The sequence below is a fragment of the Methylobacterium sp. CM6247 genome (assembly GCF_054817925.1).
On the sequence record NZ_JBTXKX010000003.1, the window covers coordinates 5071254 to 5087687 of the forward strand.

Sequence of the window (16434 nt, forward strand, 5' to 3'; positions counted from 1 at the left end):
TGGCCGCGTCATGCCGTCCCGACCCCATTCGTGACGCTCAGCGATACTCACAGCAAGGAGCCTCTGCGTGCCGGCATCTGACGGTCTGAGTGGACGGGGAGCGCCCCTTCGTGGGCGTGGTCCGGCGGCGCGAGTGGGAGAGATCGTGGAGACGGTAGACGTCTCCCTGACCTTCGATGACAACCGGCTCGCCAGCCTCGTTTTCGGTCAATACGACCAGAACGTCGCCCATATCGAACGGCGTCTGGCCGTCACTGCCACGGCTCTGGGCAACCACCTCGTGGTGAAGGGACCGCCGGATGCCGCCGAGAAGGCGCGCAAGGTGTTCGAACGGCTCTATGCGCGTGTGAAGGCCAGCGGCACCGCCCTCACCCTCGGCGATGTCGACGGCGCGATCCAGGAGACGACGCTTCAGGGCAACCTCTTCCCCTCCGCGGAGGTGAGCGCCGAGCCGGATCGCCCGCATTTCGACCAGATCGCCACGCGCAAGCGCGGCGCCGTGCGGGCCAGGAACGCGGCCCAGGACACCTATATCAAGCTTCTTCGCAACCATGAGCTCGTCTTCGCTGAAGGCCCCGCCGGCACCGGCAAGACCTGGCTCGCGGTGGGCTACGCGGTGTCCCTGCTGGAACAGGGCCATGTGGAACGGCTGATCCTGTCGCGCCCCGCCGTCGAGGCCGGCGAGCGTCTCGGCTTCCTGCCCGGCGACATGCGCGAGAAAGTCGACCCCTACCTGCGTCCGATCTACGACGCGCTCTACGATTTCATGGAGGCGCGGCACGTGGACCGCAGCCTGCAGACCGGCGTCATCGAGATCGCGCCGCTGGCGTTCATGCGCGGGCGGACCCTGACCAACGCCGTGGTCCTGCTCGACGAGGCGCAGAACACCACCTCGATGCAGATGAAGATGTTTCTCACCCGTCTCGGCGAGAACTCGCGGATGATCATCACCGGAGACCCGAGTCAGGTCGATCTCCCGCCCGGCCAGAAATCCGGGCTCGTCGAGGCCGTGAACATCCTCGATGGTGTCGAGGGGATCGGCCGGGTGACCTTCCGGGACGTCGACGTGGTGCGCCATGACCTCGTTCGCCGCATCGTCACCGCCTACGAGACGGCTGCCCATGGCGAGGGCGATGCGGACCGCTCGCCCATGTCCCGCCGCAGGCCGCTTTCGTGATGCCGGGGTCTGAGATCGAATCCGAGATCGACGTCGCCGTGGAGGACCCACGTTGGGAAACCGTGGTGCCGGACCTCGAGGCTTTCGTCATCCGGGCGGTAGAGGCAGGACTTGCCATCGCGCCCGATACGCCGGCCCATCCGATCGAGGTGAGCGTGCTGCTGACCACGGATGAGGTGGTCCAGGACCTCAACCGGACCTGGCGTGGCAAAGACAAGCCCACCAATGTCCTGTCTTTTCCCGCTTCGCCGCAACCCGCCCATGCGGGTGTCGCGGTGCCGCTCGGCGATGTCGTTCTTGCGTATGACACGATGCTGCGCGAGAGTGCCGAGCAGGGAAAACCGCTTCAAGACCACCTCGCGCATCTTCTGATCCATGGCACGCTTCATCTTCTCGGCCAGGACCACGAGACCGGCGACGCGGACGCGACCGCCATGGAGGCCTTGGAGACCGAAGCCTTGCACGGCATCGGTATCGCCGACCCCTATGCCGAGTGAGGGGCGATTCCGCCCGCAATTCCAGATCAGAGAGACATGACGAACGATCGAAGTCGCGGCGCGGCTCAGGCTGCGCCCAGTAGCGGTGACGGTGAGGCTCAGGCGCGCGAGCCCTGGTACGACCGTCTGCTGCACGCCTTCCATCTCCGGCCGCGCGATTCGTTGCGCGACGATATCGAGGATGCGCTGGCCGAACCCGATTCGGGTGAGAACCTGTTCTCCCCCCTCGAACGGGCCATGCTCAAGAACGTTCTCGGGCTGCACAAGGTGCGCGTGGACGACGTGATGATCCCGCGCGCCGACATCGTCGCCGTCTCCATGGAGACGAGTCTCGGCGATCTGTTGAAGCTGTTCCGCACCGCCGGCCATTCGCGCCTGCCGGTTTACGGCGAGACGCTCGACGATCCGCGCGGCATGGTCCACATCCGCGACTTCGTCGATCACATTGCCGCCAAGGCCGAAGCGACCCCCCGTCGTCCGAGCGCCGCCGTCGCCAGCGCCCTCCCCGACACGTCGGGCGATGTCTCCGCCGTCGTGCCCCCGCGCCCGCGCCGGACCACCCGCGCGTTGAAGGCACTCAACCTCGGCAATGTCGATCTTTCGGCGACCCTGGCCTCGACCCGGATCCAGCGCCCGGTCCTGTTCGTGCCGCCATCCATGCCGGCCATCGATCTGTTGGTACGGATGCAGGCGACGCGCACGCACATGGCCCTCGTCATCGACGAATATGGCGGGACCGACGGGCTCATCTCCATCGAAGATCTCATCGAGATGGTGGTCGGCGATATCGAGGACGAGCACGATGTGGCCGAAGGCCACCTGGTTCAGCGCGTCGAGGGCGATGCCGACATGTTCATCGCCGATGCCCGCGCCGGACTCGCCGAGGTATCCGAGGTGAGCGGCGTCGATCTCGTCGCCGCGGTGGGCGAGATGGCCGAGGAGATCGACACGATCGGCGGCCTCATCGTCACGCTCGCCGGACGCGTTCCCTCGCGCGGCGAACTCATCACCGGGCCGGGCGACCTCGAATTCGAGGTGCTCGATGCCGACCCGCGCCGGGTGAAGCGGTTGCGGTTGCATCGCGGCCCGATGAAGATCGCCCCGCTCATACCTCTGGCCCTTCCGCCGCCGAGCAGCAGTCCGATCGCCGAAGCTTCCTAGCGCCTGACTGCGCGCTGCGGACCTTGCGCCAGGCTTTCGTCTCACATCAGCTTTTCCCAGGACGTGGCGGACACGCCTCGGGCTGATGCCTCAGCCGGGATGACCCGAAGATGAGCTACGCCTTCGACGGTGCCGGGTCGCGCCCTGCGCCCGTGCCCGGAAGCGCGACGGGGCCGCTCCCACACCTCGCGCAATGGATCATGCTGACCTCCGGCTGGCGTCGCCTGCTCGTGTCGATCGCCGCCGGCGCCGTCGGCGCATTGGCGATGCCGCCTTTCGGTGCCCTGCCCGCCCTCGTCGTTTCGCTGAGCATCGCCGTCTGGTTGATCGACGGGGCGGCAACGGGGCGGCGGGGAAACCGCGGTGCGGTCCTCGCCTGCGCGGTCATCGGCTGGGCCTGGGGCTTCGGCTACCTCACCGCCGGTCTGTGGTGGCTCGGCTCCGCGTTCCTGGTAGAGGCGGACGAGTTCTTATGGGCGTTGCCCCTCGGTGTGATCGGCCTGCCCGCGGTGCTCGCGCTGTTCTACGCCGCGGGTTTCGCGCTGGCGCGCGTGCTCTGGTCACAGGGTCCCGCACGTATCGCCGCTCTCGCTGTCGGCATCTCTGCTTCTGAGTGGCTACGCGGTCACCTCTTTACCGGGTTTCCCTGGAACACGCTCGGCATGGCGCTCGGCCAGAACCTTTGGCTGATGCAATCCGCCTCGGTGATCGGGCTCTACGGCCTCACGCTTCTCGCTGTCCTGATCGCAGCCGCGCCCGCCACCCTCGCCACGGGTACAACGGCACGAGGGCGTTACGCACCGGCCCTGGCGGCCTCTGCCGGACTCGCCGCGATGGCGCTGTTCGGGATCGTTCGTCTGCCGCCGACCGCCACGGCGACGGTAGAAGGGGTACGTCTGCGGCTGGTGCAGCCGAACCTCAACCAGGACGCGAAGTTCCGCCCGGAAAATCGGGCCGACATCATCGACTGGTACATCGGTCTCAGTGATCGTGCCGCCGCGCCGGACCGTACCGGCATTGCTGACGTCACCCACGTGATCTGGCCCGAATCGGCGTTCCCCTTTCTCATCCAGCGCGATCCGGACTCGCTCGCACGCATCGCCGCCGCTTTCCCTCCGGGGCGGCAGCTCATCACCGGCGCGGCCCGCGCCGAGGAGCCGTTGCCGAATGAGCGCCCGCGTTTCTTCAATTCGATCCTGACGATCTCGTCTGGTCCGAAGCTCGGCGACATCTACGACAAGGTCCACCTCGTGCCGTTCGGCGAGTATCTGCCGGGGCCACTCGACGCAGCGTTGAGGGCGGTGGGTCTACGCCAGTTCGTGTCGATTCCCGGCGGATTCACGCCCGGCGCCCGGTCCGGCCAGCGTCTGCTCGACATCGCGGGACTTCCCCCCGTTGTCGCGACGATCTGCTACGAGGCGATCTTTCCCGGCGAAATCCTGCCCGGACACGCGCCCGACGGGTCGTCTCCCGTTCCGGGGCTGATTCTGAACGTCACCAACGATGCCTGGTTCGGCGATACGCCCGGGCCGCGCCAGCACTTCGCCCAGGCCCGATTGCGGGCCGTGGAAGAAGGATTGCCCATGGTGCGCGACGCCAATACCGGCATCTCGGCGGTGGTCGACCCGTATGGACGCATTACTGCCAGCTTGCCCGTGGGGGTAGAAGGCATCCTCGATGCGGATCTCCCCGTTCGGTTGCCCGGCCGCACAGTCTACGCCGTCCTGCGTGACCTGCCCTTCGCCGGGATGCTTGCCGGCCTCGGCCTCATCGCCCTCTTGGTAAGGCGCCGCATCGCGTGACCGATCCCACCTTGCGGAACGCCCGCCCGGTCCTCGTCGGGCTCGGGATGATGCTGGTCGCGTTCAACATGCGCCCCGCCCTCACTTCCCTCGGTCCCCTACTGGACGCCATCCGCGCCGAGACTGGCCTGACCGCCGCGGGGGCGGCGTTCCTGACGACCCTGCCGGTCCTGTGCCTCGGCCTCGCCTGCGTGCTCGGCCCCGTCATGGTCCGGCGGACGGGGGCGGAGCGTGGTGTGCTGGTCGCGATCCTGGTCATCGCCCTCGGCTCGGCCCTGCGCGGGCTCGGAGGGCTCCCTCCCCTTTTCGCCGGGGCCTGTATCGCGGCCGTCGGGATCGGCCTTGCGGGCGTCCTGTTGCCCGGATTGGTGAAGCGAGACTTCTCCGGGCAGGCCGGTTTGATGACCGGACTCTACACGATGGTTCTCTGCCTCGGCGCGGCGACGGGCGCCGGATCGGCGGTGCCCCTGGCCGATGCCTTCGGAGGCTGGACGCGTGCGATGGCGGCCTGGGCCGTACCGGCCGTGGCGGCGGCCATAGCCTGGATCGTCTTCGTCCCCCATCGCGAGAAGGGGCCGCCGCCCGCCCGCCGCCGCCCGCTCTGGCGCGATTCCCTCGCCTGGCAGGTCACCGGGTTCATGGGCCTGCAATCGTCCCTCGCCTACATCACTTTCGGCTGGCTCCCGGTCGTGCTGCAGAGCCGTGGCCTATCGGCGGTGGAGGCCGGATTCGTCACCTCCATCATGAGCATCGGACAGGCGCCGAGTGCCCTCCTCGTGCCGGCTTTCGCCGCGCGGCTGCGGGACCAGCGCGGTATCGCGATCGCCCTTCTCATCCTGTCGGCGGCGAGTTTCCTCGCCCTCGTCGATGGACCGGTCGCACTCATTCTCCCGTTCGGCATCGGGCTCGGTCTCGGAATCGGCGGTTTGTTCGGACTCGCCCTCACCATCGTGGTGCTGCGCGCCCGCGATGCGGTCGGCGCGGCCGATCTCTCGGCGATGTCCCAGGCGGTGGGCTATTCCATCGCCGCCCTCGGCCCGCTGGGATTCGGCCTGGCGCACGACCTGTTCGGGGGCTGGCGCGTCTCGGCCGGTCTGTTCTGTGCCATCGCCCTGGCGTCCGGAATCTTCGCCCTCGGCGCGGGCCGTGACCGGAAGGTCGGCGCGGCTTCCGCCGCGGAATGACCGCATAAAAAATCCCCGCGATCACGAGGATCGCGGGGAGGTCATGGTTCAGTCCGAACTACCGGAGCTTATTCGGCGGCGACGCGATGCGCCTGGCTGCCATCCGTGTAGGTCTCGGCTTGGAGGCGCTTGCCCGGAGCCGCGCGGCCCGGCAGCGGCGGCAGGGCCTTGGCCTTCTCCAGATCGATGCCGGCACCTTCGGCGACGCGACGGCCGTAATCCTCGTCGGCATGCCAGAAGTGCCAGACCATCCGCAGCTGGATGGCTTCCGGGCACTGCTTCATGTCGCCGACGAGATTGGCGATCAGGTCGTCACGCTCCCAATCCTGGAACGAACGGTAGCGGACGCCGGCCTGGGTGTAGTCGTCCTCGGTGCGCGAGGTCTGGTAGCGGCCGAGCTGGCCCTGGACCGGCTGGTGATAGTCCTTGGCGGGCTTCGGAGCCTCGCGCAGGCCCTCGGCCAGCGTCGAAGGCTCGTAGTTGATGTGCCGGTTCGGACCGGTGCCGTCGACCGAGTAGGTCATCTGGCCATCACGCTGGTTCGAATAGACCTTCACCCCGGGCTGCGGCGCATTGATCGGCAGCTGCAGGTAATTGGCGCCGACGCGGTAACGCTGCGTGTCCGAGTAGGACAGCGTCCGGCCCTGGAGCATCTTGTCGTCCGAGAAGTCGATGCCGTCCACGAGCACGCCGGTGCCGAAGGCCGACTGCTCGACTTCCGCGAAGAAGTTGTCCGGCACGCGGTCCAGCACCATGCGGCCCACGGGCAGAAGCGGGAAGTCCTCGACCGGCCACAGCTTGGTGTCGTCGAGGGGATCGAACGACAGGTGGTCGTTCGGGCCGTCCGGCATGATCTGCACGCAGAATTCCCACTCGGGGAAGTTGCCCTTCGAGATGTTGTCGTAGAGGTCACGCGTGGCGTGGCCGACATCCTTGGCCTGGATCTCGGAGGCCTGCGCCGAGGTCAGATTGCGGACGCCCTGCTTTGGCTCCCAGTGGAACTTGCAGAGCACGGCTTCGCCCTGGTCGTTGACCAGCTTGTAGGTGTTGACGCCCGAGCCCTCCATCTCGCGATAGTTGGCGGGAATGCCCCAGGGCGACTTCAGGTGAGTCACCATGTGGATGGCTTCAGGGTGCTGGGACACGAAGTCGAAGAAGCGCCACGCCTCCTGACGGTTCGTCACCGGGTCCGGCTTGAACGCGTGGATCATGTCGGGGAACTTGATCGCGTCGCGGATGAAGAAGACCTTGAGGTTGTTGCCCACGAGGTCCCAGTTGCCGTCGACGGTCTTGAACTTCACCGCGAAGCCGCGCGGGTCGCGCTCGGTCTCCGGGCTCTCCTTGGCACCGGCCACGGTGGAGAAGCGCACGAACATCGGAGTCTTCACTCCGGTCTCGTTCAGCACGCGGGCGCGGGTGTACTTGGAGGCAGGCTCGTTGCCGATCTTGCCATAGGCTTCGAAATAGCCATGGGCGCCGGCGCCGCGGGCATGGACGACGCGCTCGGGAATGCGCTCGCGGTCGAAATGAGTGATCTTCTCGATGAACTGGTAGTTCTCGAGGGTCGCCGGTCCCCGCTCCCCGACCGTGCGCGTGCTCTGGTTGTCACGGACCGGATGGCCCTGGCGGGTGGTCAGTATCGGGCGTTGATCGCTCATGCGGAACTCTCTCCTAGAATGTCGGGACGATCCGGATCGGGCGTGCGGTGTCGCGTCGCCATCCTGGAATCGTTCTGAGACACCCTTATGAACCGTGCCCGATCGTTTGGCTAATGCATCGTCGCAAAGGCTGCGATAGACAGAGCCTATGAACGTATCGGGTTTGTCCCTCCGGGATCTGGAATATGCCGTCGCCGTCGCCGAGGAGAATCACTTCGGACGGGCGGCCGAACGCTGCAATGTGAGCCAGCCCACACTTAGCGTGCAGGTCCGTAAGCTCGAAGAGGCCTTGGGCCTCGTTCTTTTCGAACGCGGCAACCGACGGGTGATGCTGACTCCGGCGGGTCAGAGCATCGTCCGCCAGGCCCGCACGGTGCTGGCCGAGGCGCAGCGGCTGCTGGCTCTGGCGAGCGAAGGGCGCGGCGCGCCCCTTACCGGACGCCTGGTCCTGGCCGCCATCCAAACCCTGGGGCCGTATCTGTTTCCCCTTGTGCTGCGAACATTGCGGCAGGAGTTTCCCATCCTGTCCCTGGCATTGAGTGAGGCGAAGACAGCCGAAATCCTGGAGGGGCTGCGGGACGGCAGGGTCGATGCCGCCTTGATCTCCCTGCCGATCCCAACGTCCGGTCTCACCGTCTCGCCGCTGTTCATCGAGCCGTTCCTGCTCGCTTGTCCCGCCGACCATGCCCTCGCCCAGGGTGGGGCGTTGCGGGCGACGGACATTGCCGGGCCGGACCTCCTTCTCCTCGACGAGGGCAATTGCCTTCGCGATCAGGCCGTCGCCGCGTGCGGGGCCGGCTCCGCGGCGGGTCGCCATGCCACCTCGCTCGAAACCCTGCGCTCGATGGTGGCGGCCGGCGCCGGCTACACCCTGCTCCCCGCGCTCGCCGTGCCGGCTGGAGCCGATGCCAGCGGCCTCACCGTGACGCGTGGCTTCGATCTCGACGTGCCGGGCCGGACCATCGCTCTCGCCTGGCGCTCCAGCGACCCGCGCGCCAGCGGCCTTGCGCATCTGGCGAGCTTCTTCAGGGCGCACGCGCCCGCCGGGACAACGGCGTTTCGCGACGATGCCCCGGCGGGTCGTGACAGCGTCGCCGAACCGGTGTAGCGCCGGCTGCCTTTCATAGAATGGTCCCCCGTGCTCAGCCCGCGCTCTCTCGGCCTCTGGACGGCGCTCGTCGCCGCATCGGCGGTCATTGCCTACAGCCTCACCCTGGCGCAGTTTCCGGCAGCGCTCCTCCTCGGGCCGATGCTCGTCGCCATCGCTTTCGGGGTCGGCGGTGCGAGCCTGTCGTTGGCGAAACCGGGTTTCCAGGCGGCGCAGGCCATCATCGGCTGCCTCGTCGCCAGATCCGTGACCGCCGACATCGTCGGTACACTTCTCGATGACGGGCTGCTGATCCTCGCCGTGGTGTTGGTCACCGTCATGGCCGGCGCCCTTGTCGGCTGGGCGCTGACCCGCCTGCGAATCCTCCCGGGTAGTACCGCCGCCTGGGGCTCGTCCCCTGGCGGAGCCGCCGCCATGACGGCCATGGCGGAAGAATACGGCGCGGATCCGCGCCTCGTCGCCTTCATGCAATATGTCCGCGTCGCTGCCGTGGTCCTGTCGGCCTCGGTGGTCGCCCGCATCCTCACCGATACATCGATCCCGGCAAAGGCCGCATCGCTGGAGGAGGCCGGTATCCTCCCTGTGCTGGTGACGCTCTCAGTCGCCGGGATCGGCGCCGTGCTGGCCCGCTTTCTGCGCCTGCCGGCGAGTGCTCTCGTCGGGCCTATGATCCTGGGCGCCGTGCTCCACGCCATGGGCCTCGTCTCGATGGCCCTGCCGGAGCCGCTCCTCGATCTCGCCTATGCTTGTATCGGCTGGTATGTCGGCCTGCGTTTCACCGCGCAGACGTTGCGCGAGACCGTCGCCGCCCTGCCGGGCATCCTCACCGCCACCCTTGCGGTCATCGCCCTTTGCGGCGGCTGGGCCTTCGGCTTGACCTTCCTGCTTCCGGTGGACTTCCTCACGGCGTTTCTCGCGACGAGCCCCGGCGGGCTCGATTCCGTGGCGATCATCGCCGTCGGCTCGAAGGCCGATGTCTCCTTCGTCCTGGCGGTGCAGACCCTGCGCCTGTTCGTCGTCCTGATCACCGGACCGCTTCTGGCCAAGTGGATCGCGCGCGGCGCTCCGGCGGATCGCTGAAAGCATGCGCGCGCTCTACTTCGCCTTCCTCAATTCCTGGCGCGGGCTCGTCTTCGGCGCCCGGACCGAACGGGCCTTGCGCCTGGAGCTCGTCCTGTTGGTGGTCGGCGTTCCGGCGGCCCTGCTGCTCGGCGGAACGCTCTGGATCCGCGTGGCACTCCTGGCCAGCCTGCTCCTCATGCTGGCGGCCGAATTTCTGAATACGGCGATCGAGAAACTCTGCGACCACCTCCACCCGGACCACCATGCGCGGATCGGCGTGGTGAAGGATCTCGCCTCCGCCGGGGCCTTCATGGCGCAGGCCGTGGCGGCCCTGGTGTGGCTGGCAGCCCTGGTCGACAGGTTCTTTTAAAGTCGGCCCTCGTTCGCCATCTCCGCTACGGGCGGCGCCTTGTCCCACCGGGCCGGTGGATCGCCCCTCGCTTCTTTGTCGCCTCGGGCGTATCCCGAGGCACACCCGACATCGATTCTGAACCCCCGACGGAGCACGCGTCTCCTTGACCGACTATATCCGCAAGATCCTCACCGCCCGCGTCTACGACGTCGCCATCGAGAGCCCGCTCGATCCGATGCCGCGCATGTCCGCGCGCCTGGGGCGCTCGATTCTGCTCAAGCGCGAGGATCTGCAGCCGGTCTTCTCGTTCAAGCTGCGCGGTGCTTACAACAAGATGTCCGGCCTCTCCTCCGAAGTCCTGGCGCGCGGGGTCGTCTGCGCTTCGGCCGGAAACCACGCGCAGGGCGTCGCCCTGGCGGCAGCGCGTCTCACCGTGCGCGCCGTCATCGTGATGCCGCGCACGACCCCCGCCATCAAGGTCGATGCCTGCCGCGCGCGCGGAGCCGAGGTCGTGCTGTTCGGCGATACGTTCGACGAGGCGCTCGGCCATGCCCGCCAATTGGAAGGCGAGCAGGGTCTCACGTTCCTTCACCCGTTCGACGATCCCGATGTGATCGCCGGACAGGGCACCATCGGCATGGAGATCCTGACCCAGCATTCCGGGCCGATCGAGGCGATCTTCGTGCCGGTCGGCGGCGGAGGTCTCGCCGCCGGCATCGCGACTTTCGTAAAGTACCTGCGGCCGGAGACGAAGGTCATCGGTGTCGAGCCGGACGATGCCGCCTGCATGGCGGCGGCCCTGGCCGCCGATGAACGTGTCGTTCTGCCGACCGTGGGATTGTTCGCCGACGGTGTCGCCGTGCGCCAGGCCGGCGAGGAAACCTTCCGTCTCTGCCGCGAGCATCTCGACGGGGTCATCACCGTCGATACCGACGCCATGTGCGCGGCAGTCAAGGACATCTTCGACGATACCCGCGCCGTCTCCGAGCCGTCCGGAGCCCTGGCTCTGGCCGGTGCCAAGGTCTATGCGGCGCGCGAGGGCGGCTCGGCGGGGACGCTGGTGGCGATCTCCTCCGGGGCCAACCTCAACTTCGATCGCCTGCGCCACATCGCCGAGCGTGCCGAGATCGGCGAACAGCGTGAGGCGCTCCTCGGCGTGACGATCCCTGAGCAAGCAGGCTCCTATCGCGCTTTCATCCGCCATCTCGGCCCGCGTGCGATCACCGAGTTCAACTACCGCTACGCGCCGTCCGCCGAGGCGCAGATCTTCGTGGGCATCAACTTGCCCGGCGGAATCCCCGAGAAGCGCGACCTCATCGCCGGCCTCAGGGCCGACGGCTACAGCGTGGTCGATCTCAGCGACAACGAGATGGCCAAAGTGCATATCCGCTACATGGTCGGCGGTCGCTCGACCGAACTCACCGACGAGCGCATCTACCGCTTCCAGTTCCCGGAGCGTCCGGGTGCCCTCCTGCGGTTCCTCGACGGTTTGGCGGACGGGTTCAACATCACCCTGTTCCACTATCGTAACCACGGCGCCGATTACGGCCGGGTGCTCGCTGGAATCAGCGTTCCCCGAGAAGAGCGCCAGCGCTTCAATACCGCCCTGGACGATCTCGGATACCCGTATGTGGATGAAACGGACAATCTCGCCTACCGCCTGTTCCTGGCAACGGGAGAGATTGCCCGGTCGGAGCTCGAGGTTTCTGATCGTACTTCTGGCTAATGAAGGCGCTGCAAGTTTCGGTTGAAGCGCGGTCGCGCGGGCACGCTTCAATGAGGGAAAGGCGTCGAGGCCTCGGATGAAACATTTTTTTGATGTTTGCCTTGGCTTCCTTCCACGTAAGCCAAGGGCATGCCGAAACAGCATTCCTCGGCCGTGAAAATTACGCAGTCCCCACTCTAAGGAACACTTTCTAAATTTGTCATAGGATAATTTGCGCCCTAGTTTCTCCAGGGACCTACTTCCTTATGTCCATAGCCAGCAGTCTCAACGTCCGCCTTCCCGTGATGATCGTCGGTCTGGCAATGGTCAGTACTGCCCTCATGGGCAGCCTGAGCTGGTATTCGGCTAGGTCCGGATTGACATCCGCCGTGCAAGAGCGACTGGAATTCGCCGCTACGGCTCGTAAGACCGGGCTGGAACTGATCGCCGACCGCGCCCGCGGCGATCTGATCGCTACCGCCGGCAATAATCAGGTCTCCAGCAACGTCGGCGATCTGGTCGAAGCCCTCGATCCCAATAAGGCCGATTATGCCAGCCTCGTTCAGGCCTTCACCAGCCCGACGACCGTCCAGGAACGCATGGCTGTCGAGGGTACGGGCACGATGTATGGCCGTCGCCACGCCAAGGTTCAGGAAGTCGCCCGCAAACTCCTGGAGCGTCCCGGCTATGCCGACCTTCTCTTCGTCGATGAGGAGGGGCGCATTGTCTACACCACGACGAAGGGCGCGGATTTCACCCATAGTCTCTCGGAGCCGGACCTGCAGAAATCCGGTCTTGCCAAGCTGATCGAGCGCCTGAAGACCGTCGAGCCCGACAGTGTTCTATCGCAGGACTTCGCTGCCTATCCCACCGATTCCGGTCCCTCCGCCTTCCTGGGCCGAGGCATCTACCGTCGCGCCAACGTCGCCATGGGAACCGGCCAGGCCGCCTCGCGGATCGGCTTCCTCGTGCTGCGCGTGACGCCCGCCCTCTTCGACGCCTCGCTGTCCGAACGGAACGGCCTGGGTGATACGGGACAGGTCATGGCCGTCGGTTCCGATGGGCTGCTGCGTGGTAACCCACCCCTGAACTCTGCCGTGAAGGCGGGCATGCCCGTCACGATGGCCGGACTTGACGCCGAGAGCCTGAAATCCGGCAAGCCCTTCGTCTACGGCAGCGGCGACAAAGCTCGCCTGGCCGCCACCGCCTCGATCTCGATGCTGGGTTCGCCCTGGACGATCGTCGCCGAGCAGGCCCAGAGCGAGGCGCTGCATTCCGTGAACAGCCTGACGAAATCGCTGCTCATGTCGGCTCTCGCGGTTCTCGCCGCCACGGCCCTTCTCGGCCTGCTCTTCGCCCGCAGCATCGTCCGGCCCCTCGGTGCCCTCGCCCGTGCCCTTCAGGCCTTGGCCCGTCGTGAGACCCTCGACGAGGTCCCCGGCAGCCGTCGTGCCGACGAGATCGGCGAGATCGCCCGCGCCGTCGTCACCATCCGCGACATTTCTCTGGAAGACGCTGCCCAGCAGCTTCAAACCACCGAGGCCTCCCGCATGCGCGCCGAGATCGAGCGCCGCGCCCTGCTCAACGAACTCGCCGACAATTTCGAGCGCTCCGTCGGCCGCATCGTCGACGGCGTGTCGTCCGCCTCGGCGAGCCTGCATGATGCGTCGAACAGCATGACCATGACCGTGGACGGCACGGTGAGCCGTTCGACCTCTGTCGCTGCTACCGCCCACCAGACTGCCGGCAACGTCAACGCGGTGGCCGCGGCCGCCGAGGAACTCGGTGCCACGGTGCAGGAGATCGGCCGTCAGGTCGAGCAGGCCGCCGACATGTCGCGCTCCGCCGTCGAGGAGGCGAGCCGTACCGCGGAGACCATGCGCACGCTGTCTATTGCCGCGACGCGTATCGGTGACGTGGTCGGCATGGTCCAGCAGATCGCATCGCAGACCAACCTTTTGGCCCTCAACGCGACCATCGAAGCCGCGCGTGCGGGCGAAGCCGGACGCGGGTTCGCCGTCGTGGCGGCCGAGGTGAAGAGCCTCGCCGAGCAGACCTCACGTGCCACGGCCGAGATCCACCAGCAGGTGGAGGCGATCCAGGGCGCGACCAACGGCGCATCGGGCGCGATCCAGGGCATCGTCTCGCGGATCGAAAGCATGAGCATGGTGACCAGCAGCATCGCTGCGGCGGTCGAGGAGCAGAGCCTCACCACCCAGGAGATCGTCCGCAACATGGGGCAGGCTTCGGCCGGGACCGGCGCGATGACCACGGATATCGAGGAGGTCGCCCGCTCGGCGGCCGAGGCCGGCACCTCCGCCGGCCGGGTCCTGGTGGCCTCGGAAGACCTGTCGACACAGTCCGACAGCCTGCGTTCGGAAGTCGGTCAATTCCTCGCGACGGTGCGGGCCGCCTGACCCGTCATGGGCCTCCCGCGTCGACCGAGGGTTGACGCGGGAGGCCCGGAACGTCCACAGCCGGCCCCATTCCTGGAGGCCAGCCGATGCCGCCGTTGCTCGCCCTGCCCTTTCCCGCCATCGATCCGGTGGCGGTGGCGATCGGCCCGATCACGATCAAGTGGTACGCCCTGTCCTATATCGCAGGCCTCGTCGGCGGCTGGTTCTATGCCCGGCGGCTGGTGGCGGCGGACCGGCTCTGGGGTGTCGTGCGGCGGCCGAGCCTCAACGACATCGACGACCTCATTGTCTGGGTCGCCCTCGGCGTCGTCCTCGGCGGCCGCATCGGCTACGTCCTGTTCTACAATTTGCCGCTTTATCTCGACGATCCCCTCGAGATTCTGGCGATCCGCAACGGCGGCATGTCGTTCCACGGCGGCTTTCTCGGCGCGGTGCTGGCGATGGTGCTGTTCGCCCGATCGCGAAAACTGTCGCCCTATACCCTTCTCGATCTCGCCGCCGTCGTCGTTCCCATCGGCCTGTTCTTCGGCCGCATCGCCAATTTCGTGAATGGCGAATTGTGGGGGCGGATCGCGCCGGATTTTGCCTACGCGGTCGTGTTTCCCTCCGGCGGACCGCTGGCGCGGCATCCCAGCCAGCTCTATGAGGCGGCCACGGAAGGCGCCCTCCTCTTCGTGGTGATGGCGCTGGCCGTCCGTCGCTTCGGTTTCCGTAAGCCAGGTCTCCTCGGCGGGATCTTCGTCCTCGGCTACGCCCTCGCCCGCACGTTCTGCGAATTCTTTCGCGAACCCGACCGGCAACTCGGATACCTGTTCGGGACGGGGGACTGGCGCTATGGCGGCATCACCATGGGGATGCTGCTCTGCGTGCCCATGGCGCTGATCGGCCTCACCTACATCGCCCTCGCGCTCCGCGGCGTGACGCGGCCGCGCCGGCCCGTCGAGGAGACGGTGCGGGCTGATACGGCATGACCACGCCGCTCTTCGTCGAGATTCGCGACGAGATCGTCGAGGCGGGGCCGATGAGCCTCGCCCGCTACATGGCCCTCTGCCTCGGCCACCCGATCCATGGCTATTACCGCACCCGCGATCCCCTCGGCGCGCGCGGCGATTTCGTGACGGCTCCCGAGATCAGTCAGATGTTCGGCGAGCTGATCGGGATCTGGATCGCCGTCACCTGGGCCTCCATGGGAGGGCCGAGCGATCTCGTCCTGACTGAACTCGGCCCCGGGCGCGGTACGTTGATGGCCGATGCCCTGCGGGCGCTGGGCCGGGCGGCGCCGGATTTCCAGCCCGCCGTCCATCTCGTGGAGACGAACCCCCTGCTTCGGGCGGCACAGGCCTCCCGCCTCGGAGCCGTGTCTCCGACCTGGCACGATGGGATCGAGACCCTGCCCGAAGGGCCGATGATCGTGGTTGCCAACGAATTCTTCGATGCGCTTCCCGTTCGCCAGTTCCAGCGTACGGAACGCGGCTGGTGTGAGCGTCTCGTCGGCCTTTCGCCGGATGGCGGTCGTCTCACGTTCGGTCTTGCCGCCGAGCCCGATCGCGAGATCAGCGAACCGGCGCCGGTCGGCGTGCTGATGACCGTTCCAGCACCGGCCCTCGACATCGCGCGAAATCTGAGCCGCCGGATCGTTGCCCAGGGCGGCGCGCTGCTGGCCATCGATTACGGGCATGTGCGACCCGGATTTGGCGATACGTTCCAAGCGGTATCGGCTCACCGCTTCGCCGATCCCCTGCTGTCTCCCGGTGAGGCGGATCTGACGACCCATGTCGATTTCGCCGCCCTCGGCCGAGCGGCCAGGGGTGAAGGCGCCCGTATCGACGGTCCGCTGGACCAGGGAGCGTTCCTCCTGAACCTCGGTTTGCGCCAGCGCGCTGATCGCCTGAAAGTCGGGGCGAGCCGCGCACAGGCGGACGCGGTCGATACCGCGTTCCATCGGCTCACCGCATCGGGAAAACGAGGCATGGGCAGCCTGTTCCAGGCCATTGGAATCGCCGATCCAAGACTGCCCGTTCTCAGCGGTTTCAACCCGGCCTAACTACGATCTTCGGCTGTCTGCGACGACGCTCGGGGCACGGGTGATGCGGTCGCCCAGGTCCTGCACCTACCCAGGATCTCTCGAAGACTTCGAACAGATGCGGCGGGAGGTGGAGGTGGTCATCGCGCCTATCCGTGCCACTCGAACAGCTTCGCTCTATCGAGCCGAACCTCCTCCGGCTCGGGTTGCCGAGCATTGGCGTTGGGCCTTGTCCGGCTGAGGATTTGCCGAGATGACGCCTGACGCATAAGAACATTCGCCACACCG

The 16434-nt window shown here is 66.9% G+C and carries 13 protein-coding genes; 12 read left to right on the forward strand and 1 reads right to left on the reverse strand.

The annotated features are described in order from the left end of the window. Positions 1 to 67: 67 nt before the first annotated feature. The 5 genes from ACYQOP_RS25090 (at position 68) to ACYQOP_RS25110 (ending at position 5821) form a co-directional block, all read left to right on the forward strand. Positions 68 to 1177, forward strand: coding sequence for a PhoH family protein (locus tag ACYQOP_RS25090; protein WP_207410741.1), 1110 nt, complete (start codon positions 68 to 70; stop codon positions 1175 to 1177). Beyond that, complete coding sequence (ybeY, locus tag ACYQOP_RS25095; RefSeq protein ID WP_461224808.1) at positions 1177 to 1674, forward strand: rRNA maturation RNase YbeY; 498 nt, start codon at positions 1177 to 1179, stop codon at positions 1672 to 1674. The genes ACYQOP_RS25090 and ybeY overlap by 1 nt, the downstream gene beginning before the upstream one ends. 36 nt (positions 1675 to 1710) lie before the next feature. Then, positions 1711 to 2835 (forward strand): hemolysin family protein, encoded by a 1125-nt coding sequence (locus tag ACYQOP_RS25100; RefSeq protein WP_461224810.1) that lies wholly within the window; start codon positions 1711 to 1713, stop codon positions 2833 to 2835. 110 nt (positions 2836 to 2945) lie between these two features. Further along, entirely contained in the window at positions 2946 to 4637 is a 1692-nt protein-coding gene (lnt, locus tag ACYQOP_RS25105; protein WP_461224812.1) for an apolipoprotein N-acyltransferase, read from the forward strand. Beyond that, positions 4634 to 5821: an MFS transporter gene (locus tag ACYQOP_RS25110; RefSeq protein ID WP_461224814.1), complete on the forward strand. Its 1188-nt coding sequence runs from the start codon at positions 4634 to 4636 to the stop codon at positions 5819 to 5821. Before lnt ends, ACYQOP_RS25110 begins: the two co-directional genes overlap by 4 nt. A gap of 68 nt (positions 5822 to 5889) precedes the next feature. Here ACYQOP_RS25110 and ACYQOP_RS25115 read toward each other — a convergent pair whose 3' ends face one another. Beyond that, the gene (locus ACYQOP_RS25115; RefSeq protein ID WP_056429937.1) at positions 5890 to 7479 is read right to left on the reverse strand and encodes a catalase; all 1590 of its coding nucleotides are present in this window, start codon (positions 7477 to 7479) and stop codon (positions 5890 to 5892) included. A gap of 148 nt (positions 7480 to 7627) precedes the next feature. On the opposite strand from ACYQOP_RS25115, the gene ACYQOP_RS25120 reads away from it, so the two are divergent. From ACYQOP_RS25120 to ACYQOP_RS25150, 7 genes are all read left to right on the forward strand, one after another. Beyond that, positions 7628 to 8587: a LysR substrate-binding domain-containing protein gene (locus tag ACYQOP_RS25120; RefSeq protein WP_461224816.1), complete on the forward strand. Its 960-nt coding sequence runs from the start codon at positions 7628 to 7630 to the stop codon at positions 8585 to 8587. Positions 8588 to 8617: 30 nt separating this feature from the next. Further along, positions 8618 to 9667: an AbrB family transcriptional regulator gene (locus tag ACYQOP_RS25125; RefSeq protein ID WP_461224818.1), complete on the forward strand. Its 1050-nt coding sequence runs from the start codon at positions 8618 to 8620 to the stop codon at positions 9665 to 9667. Positions 9668 to 9671: 4 nt separating this feature from the next. Continuing rightward, positions 9672 to 10019 (forward strand): diacylglycerol kinase, encoded by a 348-nt coding sequence (locus ACYQOP_RS25130; RefSeq protein ID WP_419951528.1) that lies wholly within the window; start codon positions 9672 to 9674, stop codon positions 10017 to 10019. A 145-nt stretch (positions 10020 to 10164) separates the two neighbouring features. After that, positions 10165 to 11727: a threonine ammonia-lyase, biosynthetic gene (ilvA, locus tag ACYQOP_RS25135; RefSeq protein ID WP_461224820.1), complete on the forward strand. Its 1563-nt coding sequence runs from the start codon at positions 10165 to 10167 to the stop codon at positions 11725 to 11727. A gap of 245 nt (positions 11728 to 11972) precedes the next feature. Next, the gene (locus ACYQOP_RS25140; protein WP_461224822.1) at positions 11973 to 14123 is read left to right on the forward strand and encodes a methyl-accepting chemotaxis protein; all 2151 of its coding nucleotides are present in this window, start codon (positions 11973 to 11975) and stop codon (positions 14121 to 14123) included. Between the two features lie 86 nt (positions 14124 to 14209). Then, positions 14210 to 15094, forward strand: coding sequence for a prolipoprotein diacylglyceryl transferase (lgt, locus tag ACYQOP_RS25145; protein WP_461224824.1), 885 nt, complete (start codon positions 14210 to 14212; stop codon positions 15092 to 15094). Further along, on the forward strand, positions 15091 to 16167 hold the full coding sequence (locus ACYQOP_RS25150) for a class I SAM-dependent methyltransferase (protein ID WP_461224826.1): 1077 nt from the start codon (positions 15091 to 15093) through the stop codon (positions 16165 to 16167). Before lgt ends, ACYQOP_RS25150 begins: the two co-directional genes overlap by 4 nt. Positions 16168 to 16434 lie beyond the last annotated feature (267 nt).

What these genes read in the sequence shown, in the direction of transcription:
- ACYQOP_RS25120 (WP_461224816.1), top strand. Translation starts at nt 7,628, where the DNA reads ATGAACGTATCGGGTTTGTCCCTCCGGGATCTGGAATATGCCGTCGCC.
- ybeY (WP_461224808.1), top strand. Translation starts at nt 1,177, where the DNA reads ATGCCGGGGTCTGAGATCGAATCCGAGATCGACGTCGCCGTGGAGGAC.
- ACYQOP_RS25130 (WP_419951528.1), top strand. Translation starts at nt 9,672, where the DNA reads ATGCGCGCGCTCTACTTCGCCTTCCTCAATTCCTGGCGCGGGCTCGTC.
- ACYQOP_RS25140 (WP_461224822.1), top strand. Translation starts at nt 11,973, where the DNA reads ATGTCCATAGCCAGCAGTCTCAACGTCCGCCTTCCCGTGATGATCGTC.
- ACYQOP_RS25115 (WP_056429937.1), bottom strand. Translation starts at nt 7,479, where the DNA reads ATGAGCGATCAACGCCCGATACTGACCACCCGCCAGGGCCATCCGGTC.
- lgt (WP_461224824.1), top strand. Translation starts at nt 14,210, where the DNA reads ATGCCGCCGTTGCTCGCCCTGCCCTTTCCCGCCATCGATCCGGTGGCG.
- lnt (WP_461224812.1), top strand. Translation starts at nt 2,946, where the DNA reads ATGAGCTACGCCTTCGACGGTGCCGGGTCGCGCCCTGCGCCCGTGCCC.
- ACYQOP_RS25150 (WP_461224826.1), top strand. Translation starts at nt 15,091, where the DNA reads ATGACCACGCCGCTCTTCGTCGAGATTCGCGACGAGATCGTCGAGGCG.
- ACYQOP_RS25100 (WP_461224810.1), top strand. Translation starts at nt 1,711, where the DNA reads ATGACGAACGATCGAAGTCGCGGCGCGGCTCAGGCTGCGCCCAGTAGC.